Source organism: Halocatena marina (assembly GCF_023276375.1).
Taxonomy (GTDB): Archaea; Halobacteriota; Halobacteria; order Halobacteriales; family Haloarculaceae; genus Halocatena; species Halocatena marina.
In genome coordinates, this window is record NZ_JALLPK010000001.1 from 2,611,781 (window position 1) to 2,626,444 (window position 14,664).

The window sequence follows — 14,664 nt, forward strand, 5'->3', positions numbered from 1 at the left end:
CACTTTGCTATGCGAGATCACGCTTATTGTGCACCGATCGTCGGGAGTCTCGCAACGCAGTTCCGACAGTACGTGTAGTAGCGGTCGTTTTCAGCACCACAGTGTGGGCAGGTAATTGTCGACGAATCCGTTTGCCCAAACGATTCGTCATCGAACGACTGGACTGGTTCGTGACCCCCTACCTCGGGCCAGTAGTGCCACGTCGGTGGAGTGTGTGGCCTACCTGTATCGATAGTAGCAGTAGCATCAACGTCGGGGTCAGCGTTGGTATCGGTATTTGCGTCGGCGGCTTGGTTGGTGTCGCTCTCGACCTCCAGATGCCGAGCGATATAGACAATAACCGGTATCTGAAGGAGCGGGCAAATCACGATCACGAGGATTCCCCACACGATCGCACCCATGGATGCCCTACGTTAGCTCATAACTTACTTATTACGGGCATCAAATGGAATGTTCACTACTCAATACGATACACCGACCGACAAAAAGACGGTTTGTGACCCTCTATCGCCGTTTTCCACGTTTTTATCTGTTTTGTGTCCAATAGATGGAATAGTATTATAGTCGTGGAATCGAATAACATACCGCATGGCTACCGAATCACATTTGCCACTCATTTCGATCGGTGGCGTCACGATCGGACTGCCCATTCTCCTCGTCGGAGTCGGGATTCACGGTATGGAGATACTCCAATCCATCGGAGGAGCGATTGCATTACTCAGCATCGGACTGTTGGCGCTGCATCTGTCGCGGTTGGAAGCGCAAGCAGAATGACTGAGCGCTGAGTCAACAGAATAGTGCAGATACCGAGAGCGAAGAGCTGCATCTGATTCCAAACGCTCACAAGATCACTACTTGCTGGTATCCAAGATGCTGTCGACCGAACCACGGAGATAAGAAGTGCGTGGGACCGGATTTGAACCGGCGGACTCCTACGAGACAGCGTCCTAAGCGCTGCGCCGTTTCCTGGCTTGGCTACCCACGCGCATTCATCTCTACAACAAACAAGGAAAAGAACCTGTCGTTACGGCTCTATCGTGTACTTATCTTGCTAACAGATCTCACGAAAGTGTTTAATCTGATGCGTGATAGAAACAAATAAGAAATAGGAATGTATAGCGCGAGAGATCACGTCGAAAATGAGCAATGGCTTTCAGAAATTGAGCGTGCCGCAGACAGCCTCGATCTTGAACCGTCGGCACGCTCACGGGCTGCCGACCTCTTTCTGTCGACCGTCCCTGAATCAGACCGCTCAAAACAGGCCACCCTTGCGGCGAGTTTGTACGTCGGCGCACTCATTGAAGGCGATCGTCGATCACAGAAAGCCGTTGCCGATGCGGTGGGTGTCGCTCGGCCGACAGTACAACAACGATGGAAAGAACTCATCGAAGAAGCCGGACTCAAACGCCCGAATTGGTAGCGACAGCATTCTTATTCGTTCCGTATCCTATTCTGGGTCTGTACCAACCAGACAACGGCTAACGCTCGCGATTGCGGTCTTAATTAACGCCGATCCACTAATTATCAATCAACAATTATGTATAGTTCGCAGCTCAGTATTCAATCCTACTGTTCCCGGATCGGTGGTCGGCCTTGTCGGTTTGGGGTGATATTACCGTGTTCATCGATTTCGCCGTTGACGATTCGTGTGCTAGAGATGCGTTCGCCGTCAGCCGCTTCGACGTGATCGACGACGACGATTTCGAGTGGATCGAGATCACGCTCTTTGCGGATGCTGTTGATCTCTTTTGCGCCCTGCGTTGTTTCTGGAGAAACGACGATAGAATCGAAGCCTGATTCGGTCGCAATACCGGTCGGTTCATCAAGTGATCGGATCTCGAACTCGTGGTCGTGGCGGTCGGCAAACCGTTTGAGTTCGTGTTCGAGATCGCGCTTTCGCGCGTCGAACGGGCGCACATAGCGCTCTTCGTTGCGGGTCTGGGGAGCCAGCTCATCGCTCGTGAGTCCGACTGTAACGTCGCCGAGTTGAAATGCCCGGTCGAACAGGTCTCGGTGCCCGTCATGAACCGGATCGAACGTGCCCCCTAGCGCGACTTGCATATCATCGGACATGGTCGCATGCGGCTTATTGGCTTCGGCTCGGAGGCCAGCTTCGGCAGTACGCACAGCACATACGCTGAGTGCTGGACAGGATGACTGTATTAGTCATCGTTTGCACGCACATTTTCATCGACCGTGATGGAAACGGGAGTGTCGTCACACTCACGATCTTCGAGTCGTTCATCGAGCGTGAACACCATGTTCAACGTCTCTTGTACCTGTTCGACAACGTCGAGGACAAGTTCTCTCGGTGAAATAGATTCGTACTCGTAGGGGTTGTTGCCGGCACCATTCAATTCGCGCTTTTGCCGGAGGACGTTCCCCTCATCGTGGAGTGCAGCTAATGCCTCTCGAACCGTGCTCGGATACAGTCCTGTTCCCGTTGCGATTTCGTCGCTCGTCGAACTTGGTTGCTTTCGGAGATACAGATAGATGCGAGCACGGGTATCGGTGTCGAGCACCCACGTAAGCAAGTCGATGATTCCTTCATCGAGTTCCCCGGTGGCTGCACTCTGCTCGATCCGCTCGCGGACGGAACGCTCTCCTCGTTCTGCATCTGTACTGGAATCATCGTGCGTGTCGTCCGTGGACATGGCTCAATCGATGTCCATGAGGTCGGAGTTCTCGGATTAAAAGCCTTGCCTACACCGGTCAACGGAGCGGCATTGTATTGTCAATAGATAGTAATTCAATCATATTCGTAGCAGCTCACACACCCCATCGAGACCAGTTTCTCGACGAACCCGCCGCTGTTGCTCTGCGCCGCTTTCCTCGTCGTACAATCTGCGAAGACTGGAGATGCCGAGTCTGTCGCACTCGCGTTCGACAACCTCTCCGAGATCGACAACGGACGCACCGTCGCGGTCGATAAACGACGCGTCGTGACCGTGACGCATTGCTCGCCACTTGTTCTCATCGAGTGTTTCACGACGGTGGGGGCTACCCATAGTTGCACTTGGCATCGAACGTGCGCTCGTGTTCGTCTTCGTGTTGCTCACAGAACGGTCCTCGTAGCGCTCTGCGTAGTCCATGACGAGCGCGTGGGTGTACTCAACGAACGCGAGCGTACGATCGATGTCGGCTTGTGCGTCTGGGGTGCGCACCTCAACAGTCCCGTGTTCAGAATGGGGGCGAACCTCATACCACAGTTCGCCCCGGTCGCGGATCGAGCCAGACTCGATCATCAGCCGTTCGAGTTGTATGTACTCCTCAAACGACTCGAATGCGGTTGGCATCCCCGTGTTCGGGAGTGCTTCGAATATCTTTGCTCGTGCAGATGCGAGACCGGTGTCGTATCCGTTCCAGTACGGTGAATTCGCCGAGAGTGCGAGCATCACCGGAAGATGCCAGCGAAGCTCGTTTGCGATCCACGTCGCCTTATCCGCGTCGTCGACACCGACGTGAACGTGTAAACCCGTAGTGGTATTTCGGTGCTGGGGATACTGTATACGGTCGAGTTGGGATCGGTACCGCGGCTTTTGTGCGTGCTCAAGTTCACGCCACTTCGCGGCCGGATGGAGTCCTGCCGAAGCGATGCCGTATCCGTGTTGTTCGGCGTGCTCAAGGAGCGCTTCACGGACCGCAGAAAGCGTCCGAGCGGCTTTGCCCGGATGCTCGATGAGTGGCGTTTGTGTCTCGATAACGCACTTGAACAACTCGTGATCGAGTCGGTCTTCGAGAAGCGTTGGCGGTTCGCTCTCGTAAACGAGTTCGTCTGTCCCGGATGTGGGACGACCGTATTCATCAACAACGAAAAACTCTTCTTCGATGCCAAGCGTCCCCATCCTCTCGAACGCCTCAGCAGACCCAACGTCGGTCGTCATGTTCGTCCCCATCTCGATTTCGTCTTCGTCTCCACTACCATCGTCATTTCCATTTTTGTTCCCCGCTTTTTCTCTATCTCGGTCTGTGTTCCAAGTTCGATGTTTGTCCTGGCTCCCATCCCTGTCGTTCGTGCGCTGTTCCGCTTCGAAGTCATACCTGAACTCCCTTCTCCTGTGGATAAACACTTACTCTCCTGATTCGTCGGATGCGAACGGCGACGCTAAACTAAAGATGGTCGCCTCAGTTCGACCATGCCGCGCGAAGTACCCCACAAGCATCGAGTCACTCTAATCAACCGTAAGAAACCGTATTCAGTCGATCGTACGGTACCTCGATCCTTCTTGTGTCACAGACGTTGTGCGTACATTACGCCCCGAACTCAGACTCAGTGACACGAACAGCGAGCGTTTCCTCTACATCACGCAAGTCGTATTCTGGAATCGTCTCTCCGGCCCTCGTGACGAACATCGGTTCGACGAGGCGTGGTTCATCGCCAGTTTCGACACCATAGATCATAAGATAGCGGCTGCTCTCGTGAGGATCGATCGCACCAGTGCGGACCGCAGTCGCAAGCTCCCGGGAGAGCCATTCTGTGTCACTGATCGAAGGTTCGAGAACAAACGAGGCATCGGTGTAACGAATGAGATACCAGTTCAGGTCATTGAGAAGTGAAACGGCTGCACCGAGGCTGATTGTCTCGACCGCGATAGTGTTCGCGTAGGGTTGATCGAGATGGTACGTCGCCAGCGCGTCGCGGGCGGTCTCCCGGGAAAGCAACGCTGAACGGAGATCACAATCCGCCGTCCCAACGAGATGAACCCTGGTCATAGCAAGAATTCACAGAGAGTCGTCAAAGCGGTTTCGTCAAGCGAATCGTATGATATTCAGCTGAATCAACGTCGAATACAGCGCATCACACCCGATCACAATGATCGTACTGTGTGTCGACTGTTAGACATTCCTGACAGAAGAACTGGCAGAGCGATAGGGTGGTGTACAATACGCTCGGAGGGAGCAAGAGAACGATGGAACGGACGATACGTTCTTAGCCAAGGGCACGGCTGCCGTCTCGTCCCCACCGTTCGTTCCAGATGTTCGTTCCGGTATATAATGAATGTTGCGCAGTGAATTATTGTTACTACTATCTCATATTTGTCGCCACTTATCCTATCAGAGAAGGCTGCCTCAAACCGAGCAACATCCACACAAAATGACATATGGGCGATTATGGTGGGAGTGTTTCAGTACGTAAAGCGCGCTGGCTGTAACGTTCGAATGAACCAGGAGTAGTAAATAATACCGATATCTACCATTTCTAAATATGATTCAGTCACGAGATGAGTAACGTGGATTTGGTAGTTATAGCCGGTGAGGCGCGGATAATAAACCGATCCTAACGAAGGAATTGATCCACAACATGTATAGTACGGGTGTACATATCGCGTACTGATGTATTCGATTGCAATCAGAATGGGGGGTGAATTGGATGGGGGCAACTAAAGAATGTCCTTCGTGTGGTGGTACGATGAAAATCGTACAGGAGGGCATTGGACATCCATTTTGGAGATGCTCTGAGGATGGGTGTACGTACGAAGAGCACCGGACCTCTTTCTGACTGGTATATTACTCAAATCCAATGAATTCCAAGTCACAAGTGACGTTGTTTTTGAAATCTTGATGGTGTCGCCCCCCCTTCTCGACAAATTCGCTCCATTTTCCGTTTTCAAAACGGTCTATTGCAACTCGAAGACACGTTACGTCGGTGCTATTTCCTGAGTACGATTCCCACATCTCCACTCCGAACAGTTTGATCCGATATTCGGTGTCGTTTACTGAGAATGTTGCCCATCCGCCAGGTTCTATGACGGTTTCGGTTTCGAACTCCCACTCGGAGATGTTTCTTCCAGTCGTAGCCTTTATACATATTTTGGCAGATTTGTCGTCGTGGAATGTGTGGCCTTCACGACGATTTATCTCTTTAATCATATTATCTCTTCTCGAGAGGAACCCATCATTTATCTCTCCTTTTTTAGATGTTTTCCCAGTATCATCATTAAAATAATCTGAGTTTTTCGTCGATTCAGTCATTGTGTGTTCCATAGTAGCCGTGTGGGTAAGTGTTTCCATTACCGTCGTCCATTTGTCAGATAAGCACCCATATATTTCAAATTGTTAAACCTATAGCGTATTAGTGCTTCTGAATCAACTCGAATCTATTTTGGACATCTTCTCGTCAACCGACAGCATTAGAGTATTCGGCCCGTGTCGTCTCTCATCCATTTCTACCCGCCAGATAATGAAATTTTATTGTTACTACTACCTCCTATCTTGCGTTGAAACAGCCAGAGAAGTGATGTTGTAAGAAACCAGCCAAATTTAGAACAATTGCACTCATTTTCACAGTATTATGAAAGGAAGACGACTCTCGGCAAGCTACCGAAACCCAGAGATGTGATCCAATGTACTAGCGATAAGTGATAATTGTATTATTTTCTACGTCGTCTTGGAAGCCATTCACGTTCATAACCGCCGTCTCAGAGTGAGAATGGTGAAGTTTAGGCAGGACATCCGACACGATCATTCATTCTGTGGAGAAATAACCAGCACGCTTCGCGTCACGATCGTCTGTGCCCCACGGCGGATCGAACTCCTCGATCGAGAGTTTTGGGACATGCTTTGCACAGTGGATATAGGCCTCCTCAACATGGAGTTCGACCCAAACTTTCCGGTGGTCAACGCCAGCGGGATCAGTGAGCCCATCGATACTGTCGCGGAGTTCGACTCGACCATTGACGTGACAGCCGACAGTTGTCTCCCACCAATCAATGAACAGAAACGACGCGTGCGGGTTTTCAATCATATTTCCGAGCGAGGCCTGTACGCCGTTACCTCGATATTCAGGGTAACAGAGGCGATTGTCGTCGAGAACACTGACGAATCCTTCTGGACCAAATCGGGGCGAACAGTCTGTCTCTCCGTTCGCGTCGGCGGTTGAGAGAAAGAACATGATCCGCTCACGGATGAACCGCTGCATCCGATCTGTGAGAGAATCATTCATCGCCTCCTCGTAAAATCGCTTGGCCCGCTCGCGTGTCTCGAATAGCTCCTGAAGGTCGTGCTCGCCCGCACTGCCGGGCAAATCGTCGGTCATGTGTCTATTAAATTCGAACGGGCCCTCATTTGTGTCGTACTCGAACGGGTCCTCGGCCATGGTCGTTAACAATCGAATTTAGGGTATTATAGATTTAACGATGAATCTGAATTATAATAATATTGGTATTTACTGGTCCGTTTCCTATCCGACATTATGAACGCCAGTGATGATCGGATTTTTGAATCAACCCAATCCTGATTTCGTTTGTAGTTCAATTGAATCGTTCAGAACTCTTTTATCGATTGATTACGCTATGTGCAGCCATGCTAACCCACAGAGGATCGAGAGAAGCAGGCTCCGTACACAATTCCGGGGTGGGCAACGGCGGTACGTCCAGAGGTTCCGCACCGTACCGGGCGTCCGAATCAGAGAAAGCCTAATGCATGGAATTGTACTGAAAGGTCTCAAGGATTTCGTCGTCACCCACCATGGCCACGAGGCGTGGCAAGCGATCCAGACTGAGGCAGGACTCAAAGGAAAGATCTATGTCCCCGTGACAGAGTACCCGGACGAGGAAGTCATGACGCTCGTCGGAGCTGCATCGTCGATCACCGACACCGATGTGCCGGATCTCCTCGAGGAATTCGGGCAGTTTTTAGTGACACCACTGTTGGAGACGTACGGTGTGCACGTGAACAAGGACTGGACAGGACTCGAGTTGGTCGCTAACGTCGAGAAGTATATTCACACCTCCCTCCGAGCAAAGGAAATTTCAGCGTACACTCCGCCTGAGCTACAGTCGGGCTGGATCGAAAGCGACCGCGTTGGAATCATCTACGACTCGGATCGTAAGCTGTGTCACTTCGCGAGAGGTCTGATGGTTGGCATCGGTCAGTACTTCAACGATCCACTCAGGATAGAGGAACCGTCTTGCATGCACAACGGCGACAATCAGTGTAGATTCGTCGTGAGTCGGGCGGGGACAATATGAATCACCAGATCGTGTGGAGGCGATAACCGTGCATGGAATTCTCTACAAGTCGCTGAAGGAGTTCGTCGTTGATCAGTACGGGCGTGATACGTGGAATGAGATCCGAGCAGAGGCGAGCGTCGGGTCGAAGCTTTACCTCCCGGTAAGCACGTACGAGGACGAAGAACTCTTCGAACTCGTTAGAGCAGCAGCCGCAGTCATCGACCAAAAGGCTGAGGACCTCCTTGAACCGTTCGGTGAGATCATCGCCGCGCAGCTTTTAGACGCGTATGGGAACCTCGTGAGCCCCGACTGGACGGCCATCGATCTCGTCGAGCACACTGAAGAACACATTCACACCGTACTCCGTACACACAACCCAGAACTGACGCCGCCGGAACTGGAGTGCCAGCGTCAGAGTGACGATCGGGTAATTGTCCGTTACCAATCGGAACGAGAACTGTGTGGCGTTGCAATTGGTATTGTTCGCGGTGTCGCCGCTCACTATGGGGAAACGATCTCCGTCTCCGAACACCGGTGTATGCACAGCGGAGATCCGTACTGTGAGTTCATTGTGAGTGCCTGACGTGTAGATCTGACGGAACCCACACCTCAGGAAGTTGATACTTCGTGGCGACGGTGTAGCGCAAACATCAAAATCCCACTGTGGACGGCAACGGTTTGAATTCACAGCAGTACGCAGCTGTTTTCACGACAGGACTCAGTTTGGAGACCGGGGGCACTGAAATGACTCGAACAGTCACCACTGTATCCACCGATGCTCACTAACAGTCTCTTCACGTTCGGTGTTGGATAAGATCCTCTGGAAGCGGTACGAGCGCACTGCTCCCTCGTGCTCTAAACTGAGACACCGATGATTTCACGCACACTATGGAGAATTTGATCAGTAATCGATGAGACGGTACATAACATGCAGAACTCACCTATAGATAAATGAAAGTTACATAATTTGGCCTTTTTACTCATGTAGCAACTATGTCACACACAGTGTGTAAGATATGTTCAGAGATATATGAGAAAAGCACAGCATGAAAGAGATATCCACAGATCGGCAACCTCATGCGTCATATGGAGATTTACTCAGGTAGATCTGGGAGTCATCACCTATCCACTAATCCACACAACGCTTAATATAATCGTGTGAGAATCTTTATAACAGCTCATCCGAAATTCTATTCCCAACGATGGGAGAGCCCGGTTCAGCGCGGATGCGATATCCATTTAAATTCGGGATAATGGTGCTCGGTATTGGTGTGCCGATAGGGATCGGTACAATCGTCGTGACTGGACGATCTGAGAGTGAGATCTTCATCGCGATGGTAGGAGGAGTCATGTTCGGCGCCTTGCTCGGGATGATCATTGTCTCCCGAACGATGGGAGCGATCGAAGAGCTGATGGACAAGGTCGAGACAGACATGGACCCTGAGGCATTCGCGTCGACAGCAGAGCAATCCGGACTAGTCGGCCGGTTAGCATCGATGCTCAAGGGCACCCAGTCCTTGCGGCGGAGAACCACCAATGCCGAGCGAACAGTTCTGGAGTACCAAGTGGCGGTTCAGGAGTGCGCAGATGGCGACTTGACCCGCCGACTCAACACAGACGTCCAGAGCGAGGAACTCTCTGCTCTGGCAACCGGTATCAACGAGATGCTCGCTGATCTTGAAGATACGATCGGGAGTCTGACTAATTTCGCAAACGAGGTCGCCACCTACAGTCAGGAGGTGCGGATGAGTACCGAGGAAGTGCGTGACGGAAGTGAGCAGGTGACAGCATCTATCCGTGACATCTCCGAAAACGCAGAACGCCAGCTTCAGGGACTCACGGTCGCCTCGTCCGAGATGGACGAATTCTCAACAACAGTTGAAGGGATTGCTGCCTCATCGAACGAGGTCGCGGAGCTCTCAGAGCGGACGGTCGAAACAGGCCGACAAGGCCGTGAAGCCGCCCAAACGGCAATCGAGAGCATGAATCAGATAGAAAATGAGTCAGTAGAGACAGTCGAAGAGATCGAGCGCCTCGAAGCAGAGGTCGAGCACATCGATGAGCTCATCGACTTCATTACCGAAATTGCAGAGCAGACGAACATGCTGGCGCTCAACGCGAATATTGAGGCCTCACGTGCAGGTGAGTACGGCGACGGATTCGCGGCCGTCGCAAACGAGATCAAGGCGCTTGCCGAGCGGACCAAGGATGCAGCCGCGGACATTGAGGGGCGACTGGCAGAGATACAAGAGCAGACAGATCGGACGGTAACAGAGGTTCAAGAAACAAGCGAACAGATCGCGGACAACGCTGACTCCGTCGAAAACGCGGTCAATGCACTGGACGAAATTGCTACCCTTGCACAGGAGACGAACTCGGGCGTTCAGGCGATCAGTCAGACGACCGAACGAGAGGTCGAGACCACACAGGAAGTCGCCAAGATGGTCGAAGGAGCCGCAGAGACGGCCACAACGATCAGTGATGAGACCACCGCCGAGTCCGAAACTGTCGCTGCTGCTGCTGAGGCACAGACGACTGCGCTCGAACAGATCGCACTGAGCGCAGCCGATCTGGCCGACCGAGCAACCCACCTCAGCACGACATTGGGTGATTTCGACGCAGCCGTCGCCGGAGACTTCGGATTCGAGACCGAGGGGCCTCCGGAGAGCACCGACGCCAGACACGATGGCGACGTGAACACATTTCTAAAGAATGCTGACTAATGAGCGTGAGTAAACCCGAACCCAATTCAGACGCCGAAGCCGAATCCAGCTCCAATTCCAATTCCGCTGCTGCCGTTACCGGCGCTTCCGGGAACGTTGAGTTCGTCCGCGTTCACATCGGCAGCGAGGCGTACGTCTTCGAGCTGGGGTGTGTGAATAAACTTGTCCGCAGCCCCTCACTCGCACGTGTTCCCCGGACACCACCGACAATCGCCGGTGTGGCGGAGATTCAGGGGAACGTTACAGCAGCGATCGACGGGCGAACACTCCTCGAGACAGACAATCGTGAAGGAGTCACACAGCGAATTCTGGTGGTATTCGCCAGAATGACGCACGATCAGACGGCAGGCATACTCGTCGACGGTATCGAAGGTATTGAGACGCATCCCGTTGACATGATTGCGCCGTTGAATTCGACTGACGAGCCTGAGGAACCAGACGGTGACTGGTTCAAGGCCGTCGTTGACGAGAAAACGTGGGTGTTTGATCCAGAGCAACTGACCGAGGCAGCGCGCAGGGATAGTGACCAACAGGTGAACTGAAGAATGTCATTACGAATCCTACTGGTGGACGACTCAGAATACATGCGGAGGCGGATTGCGGCCGCGCTGGACGATGAGTACGAGATCGTAGCCGAAGCTCCGAACGGAGCACAGGCCGTGAAGGAATACAAGATCAACGCTGGCAAGATCGACATTGTCCTCATGGACATCGTCATGGCGCAGGCGAACGGCATCAAGGCGACCGCAGCGATCAAGCAGATTGATCCAGATGCTCGGATTGTCATGTGCACGAGTGTCGGCCAGCGAAAGAAAATGAAATTGGCGGCCCGCGCCGGAGCGGACGGCTATCTCGTGAAGCCGTTCGCCGACGCGGATATCGTCGACGCGATCAATCTCGTCCTCGCATGATGTCCGTCGCCGACAGGCACTGCCATTCGTGGAATGGAGGAATCCGCGGATGAGTACCGATGACGAGGTGCTCCGCGAGGTGACTTCCATCGTCAGAGATCTGGGCAACGGCCTCGTCACTCTTGAGCAATCCTCGGACGACGAGACGATTGCAGAACTCTTTCGCGCTTCCCACACCCTCAAGAGCAACTGCGCCATGGAAGGGATTGATGGGGCCGCCACCCTTGCCCACGCGGTCGAGGATTTCCTCGCAGCCGTCCGCTCTGATGATGTGATTCCATCGTGGACGCTCGTGGACGGTGCCCTCGATGCTGTAGACGATACGGAGGCAATTCTGAACGCAGTCGAACGGGGCGAGGAACCAACGGTCGATCCCGATGCGACGGCCGCCGCACTACGCGATCTGATCGAAGAACAACACGAAACTGAGAATGGGACTACGTCGACAGAGGGTGACGGGACTGAAAAATCTGAGTCCGATATTGATCTCATACTACCGGAGCCCGACGAAGACCTGTCAGCTGAAGAGGCACTCGAACGAGTGAGTATCTTCGACGACCTCGATAAATTAGCGGCCAATATCGACGATGATGACGAAGCATTCGGCGAGCTAGAGGGAGCAGGGAGGTTCGATACGATCGGAGAGAGCAAAGCACCATCTTCGCGGTTGGATGAACCAGACACCCCAAGCACAGTCGAGACATCGACACCGGATGCATCCGAAAAGACACCCACGGATAGCAGGGCAGCGTCAACAGACGACAGTGTTGATCCGGGCGATCGTCCCTTCGAATGGGTGAAAGCTGAAACGAGCGAAGAGACGGATATCGAGGCTCTCGAAGCCGATCTTGAGGACGTTACCTTCGGCGAATTCGACGACGAGGACGAGATGAGTATTCAAGAGCTCATCGAACTCGATCCCGAAGAAGAGTTCGACACACCAGCGACGACCGAAAACGACGCGGCCCAGACACCGACGTCGGATGCATCTCGGGACAGACAACCAGATGGTGAAACACACCCAGGAAACGACACCACTGATTCGACAGACGATACAGATTCAGCAGCGTACATCGAAGAACCCGAAGACGACCCCTTCATATGGGTGAAAGACGAGACGAGCGAGGAAACGGATATCGACGCCCTCGAAACAGATCTTGAGGACGTTACCTTCGGCGAATTCGACGACGAGGACGAGATGAGTATCCAAGAACTCATCGAGCTCACTCCCGAGACACCAGAAACAGCCGAAGAGTCGACTACTCTCGACGAACCGACGTCGGATGTATCTCGGGACAGACAACCAGATGGTGAAACACGTCCGGTAAACGACACCACTGATTCGACAGACGATACAGATTCAGCAGCGTACATCGAAGAACCCGAAGACGACCCTTTCATATGGGTGAAAGACGAGACGAGCGAAGAAACGGATATCGACGCCCTCGAAACAGACCTTGAGGACGTTACCTTCGGCGAATTCGACGATGACATCCTCGACGCGATTGAGGCAATTGATCTGGAACAGTCCGAATCCCCAACGGAAATCGAGGATGTCGAGTTCGAGAGCGAAACGGGAACCAAGGAGTTTACCGAGCGATTCGGAGGGCTGTTCGATGTCGAGTCCGACGGCGAGGGACCCATCAGATCTGTTGGGACGATCGAGGACAGCACACTCGACACCGAGCAGTTCCGTCGGGACCCATCGATGGAGACCGACCCGGCTGAGACACCACTGCATTCTATCAGTGTCGACGTAGAGACGGCTGACGATCTGTTGAACCTCGTCGAAGAGCTCTCGATGGCTCGGCTCTCGTTCGAGGATGCGATCGGCGATACAATCAGCGAGGAAACCAGCGATGTGCTCGGTGCGCTGCAGTCGATCGAAGCTGCGTTCCGTCGATCCGTGATAGATCTTCGACTGATGCCACTCTCGTCATCTGTCGATGGACTGCCTCGCGTCGCCCGAGATATTGCGCGTGATCAGGGCAAGCGTATCTCCTTTGATATTGAGGGCGAGGACGTGAAGTTGGATCGGAGTGTCGCTGAGCGGATTGGTGAACCGTTGGTCCACCTCGTACGGAACGCAGCTGATCACGGAATCGAATCTCCCGACGAACGCAAATCGGCTGGAAAGCCCGCCGAAGGCCAAATAGAGCTCCGAGCAGAGCGAGTCCGCGACGGAGCCGTTATCGAAGTCACAGACGATGGTCGCGGCATTGACCCCGACGCAGTACTCACGAAAGGAGTAGAGGACGGAGTAATAACGCAAGCCGAGGCTGAAACGCTCGACGAAGAGGACGCTTACGATCTCCTATTCCACCACGGGCTGTCAACATCCGAGGAGATTACCAGTGTGAGCGGTCGGGGGGTCGGCATGGACATCGTCTCGCGGGTCTGTTCCGACCTCGATGGCACAGTCGAAGTGGAGAGCGAACCGGGCGAAGGAACTACTGTTCGGCTACGGCTTCCAGTCACCGTCGCAATGGCGAAGTTGCTGTTCGTGGAGGCGAGCGATGAGAAGTATGCAATTCCTATGTCAGATGTGAGATACATAGGAGAGCCAGAAGAGCAGAATACGATCGACGACAGAACGTTCGTCTCGGAGCCAGCACTCGATTGGGATGAGACCAACGACGAGGACGAGAGCACAAACGGAGACAAAGACAATGACGAACAGGAACAGGAACAGTATCGACTCGTACGGCTACACGAAGCATTCGACGTGCCCGCACGGTCGACTGGCGATGGGACCGTCATTTGGCTCCGGCCCGAGATAGGGCGTGTTGCGATCCACTGCGATGGTGTCTTAGAGTCTCGTGAAGCGGTTGTAAAGCCGTACGGACCACCCCTTGATCACGTTCCAGGAATCAGCGGAGCGACGATGGGAGAGAGTGGAGACGTCATCAACATTATCGACGTGACAACGATAGCATGAACTGGAAAGACCAACTGACCAGAAACGACTCCTGCTCTGATCCGACCGGCGGCGGATCGTCGGACGGCTCGACAACTGGATCCAGCAGTGAGATCACGAGCAAGAACAGAAATAAGAACGGAAACGGGTCGTTTGTCGAG

At 53.2% G+C, this 14,664-nt stretch carries 16 protein-coding genes and 1 tRNA gene; 8 read left to right on the forward strand and 9 right to left on the reverse strand.

The genetic code is table 11. From position 1 onward, the window contains the following. Positions 1 to 23: 23 nt before the first annotated feature. Positions 24 to 401 (reverse strand): DUF7577 domain-containing protein, encoded by a 378-nt coding sequence (locus tag MW898_RS11985; protein ID WP_248907511.1) that lies wholly within the window; start codon positions 399 to 401, stop codon positions 24 to 26. Positions 402 to 588: 187 nt separating this feature from the next. Between MW898_RS11985 and MW898_RS11990 the strand changes: the two genes are divergently transcribed. Beyond that, positions 589 to 774: a hypothetical protein gene (locus tag MW898_RS11990; RefSeq protein WP_248907514.1), complete on the forward strand. Its 186-nt coding sequence runs from the start codon at positions 589 to 591 to the stop codon at positions 772 to 774. A gap of 127 nt (positions 775 to 901) precedes the next feature. Here the strand turns inward: MW898_RS11990 and MW898_RS11995 are convergent. Continuing rightward, positions 902 to 985 (reverse strand) — tRNA-Leu (locus MW898_RS11995). Between the two features lie 126 nt (positions 986 to 1,111). Between MW898_RS11995 and MW898_RS12000 the strand changes: the two genes are divergently transcribed. Next, positions 1,112 to 1,420, forward strand: coding sequence for a transcription initiation factor IIB family protein (locus tag MW898_RS12000; protein ID WP_248907516.1), 309 nt, complete (start codon positions 1,112 to 1,114; stop codon positions 1,418 to 1,420). A 146-nt stretch (positions 1,421 to 1,566) separates the two neighbouring features. On the opposite strand, the gene MW898_RS12005 is transcribed toward MW898_RS12000, so the two are convergent. From MW898_RS12005 to MW898_RS12035, 7 genes are all read right to left on the reverse strand, one after another. Continuing rightward, positions 1,567 to 2,061: a phosphopantetheine adenylyltransferase gene (locus MW898_RS12005; RefSeq protein ID WP_248909764.1), complete on the reverse strand. Its 495-nt coding sequence runs from the start codon at positions 2,059 to 2,061 to the stop codon at positions 1,567 to 1,569. Positions 2,062 to 2,162: 101 nt separating this feature from the next. Continuing rightward, positions 2,163 to 2,654 (reverse strand): winged helix-turn-helix domain-containing protein, encoded by a 492-nt coding sequence (locus MW898_RS12010; protein WP_248907517.1) that lies wholly within the window; start codon positions 2,652 to 2,654, stop codon positions 2,163 to 2,165. Between the two features lie 99 nt (positions 2,655 to 2,753). Further along, positions 2,754 to 3,884, reverse strand: a complete 1,131-nt coding sequence (locus MW898_RS12015; protein WP_248907519.1) for a glutamate--cysteine ligase — start codon at positions 3,882 to 3,884, stop codon at positions 2,754 to 2,756. Beyond that, positions 3,881 to 4,039 carry a hypothetical protein gene (locus MW898_RS12020; protein WP_248907521.1) on the reverse strand — a complete coding sequence of 53 codons (159 nt, stop codon included), beginning with the start codon at positions 4,037 to 4,039 and terminating at the stop codon, positions 3,881 to 3,883. The genes MW898_RS12015 and MW898_RS12020 overlap by 4 nt, the downstream gene beginning before the upstream one ends. A gap of 212 nt (positions 4,040 to 4,251) precedes the next feature. After that, a complete protein-coding gene (locus MW898_RS12025; protein WP_248907523.1) occupies positions 4,252 to 4,713 on the reverse strand; it encodes a DUF5804 family protein in 462 nt (153 codons plus the stop codon). Positions 4,714 to 5,508: 795 nt separating this feature from the next. After that, entirely contained in the window at positions 5,509 to 5,973 is a 465-nt protein-coding gene (locus tag MW898_RS12030) for a hypothetical protein (RefSeq protein WP_248907526.1), read from the reverse strand. 493 nt (positions 5,974 to 6,466) lie between these two features. Continuing rightward, entirely contained in the window at positions 6,467 to 7,096 is a 630-nt protein-coding gene (locus MW898_RS12035) for a pyridoxamine 5'-phosphate oxidase family protein (protein ID WP_248907528.1), read from the reverse strand. A gap of 322 nt (positions 7,097 to 7,418) precedes the next feature. Between MW898_RS12035 and MW898_RS12040 the strand changes: the two genes are divergently transcribed. From MW898_RS12040 to MW898_RS12065, 6 genes are all read left to right on the forward strand, one after another. After that, entirely contained in the window at positions 7,419 to 7,970 is a 552-nt protein-coding gene (locus MW898_RS12040; protein WP_248907530.1) for a heme NO-binding domain-containing protein, read from the forward strand. A 28-nt stretch (positions 7,971 to 7,998) separates the two neighbouring features. Then, a complete protein-coding gene (locus tag MW898_RS12045) occupies positions 7,999 to 8,535 on the forward strand; it encodes a heme NO-binding domain-containing protein (RefSeq protein ID WP_248907532.1) in 537 nt (178 codons plus the stop codon). A 619-nt stretch (positions 8,536 to 9,154) separates the two neighbouring features. Next, entirely contained in the window at positions 9,155 to 10,675 is a 1,521-nt protein-coding gene (locus MW898_RS12050) for a methyl-accepting chemotaxis protein (protein ID WP_248907534.1), read from the forward strand. Then, positions 10,675 to 11,217 (forward strand): chemotaxis protein CheW, encoded by a 543-nt coding sequence (locus tag MW898_RS12055; RefSeq protein WP_248907536.1) that lies wholly within the window; start codon positions 10,675 to 10,677, stop codon positions 11,215 to 11,217. Before MW898_RS12050 ends, MW898_RS12055 begins: the two co-directional genes overlap by 1 nt. Positions 11,218 to 11,220: 3 nt before the next feature. After that, positions 11,221 to 11,586, forward strand: coding sequence for a response regulator (locus MW898_RS12060; RefSeq protein ID WP_264822277.1), 366 nt, complete (start codon positions 11,221 to 11,223; stop codon positions 11,584 to 11,586). A 49-nt stretch (positions 11,587 to 11,635) separates the two neighbouring features. After that, positions 11,636 to 14,524, forward strand: a complete 2,889-nt coding sequence (locus MW898_RS12065) for a chemotaxis protein CheA (RefSeq protein WP_248907540.1) — start codon at positions 11,636 to 11,638, stop codon at positions 14,522 to 14,524. The last annotated feature ends 140 nt before the right edge of the window (positions 14,525 to 14,664 follow it).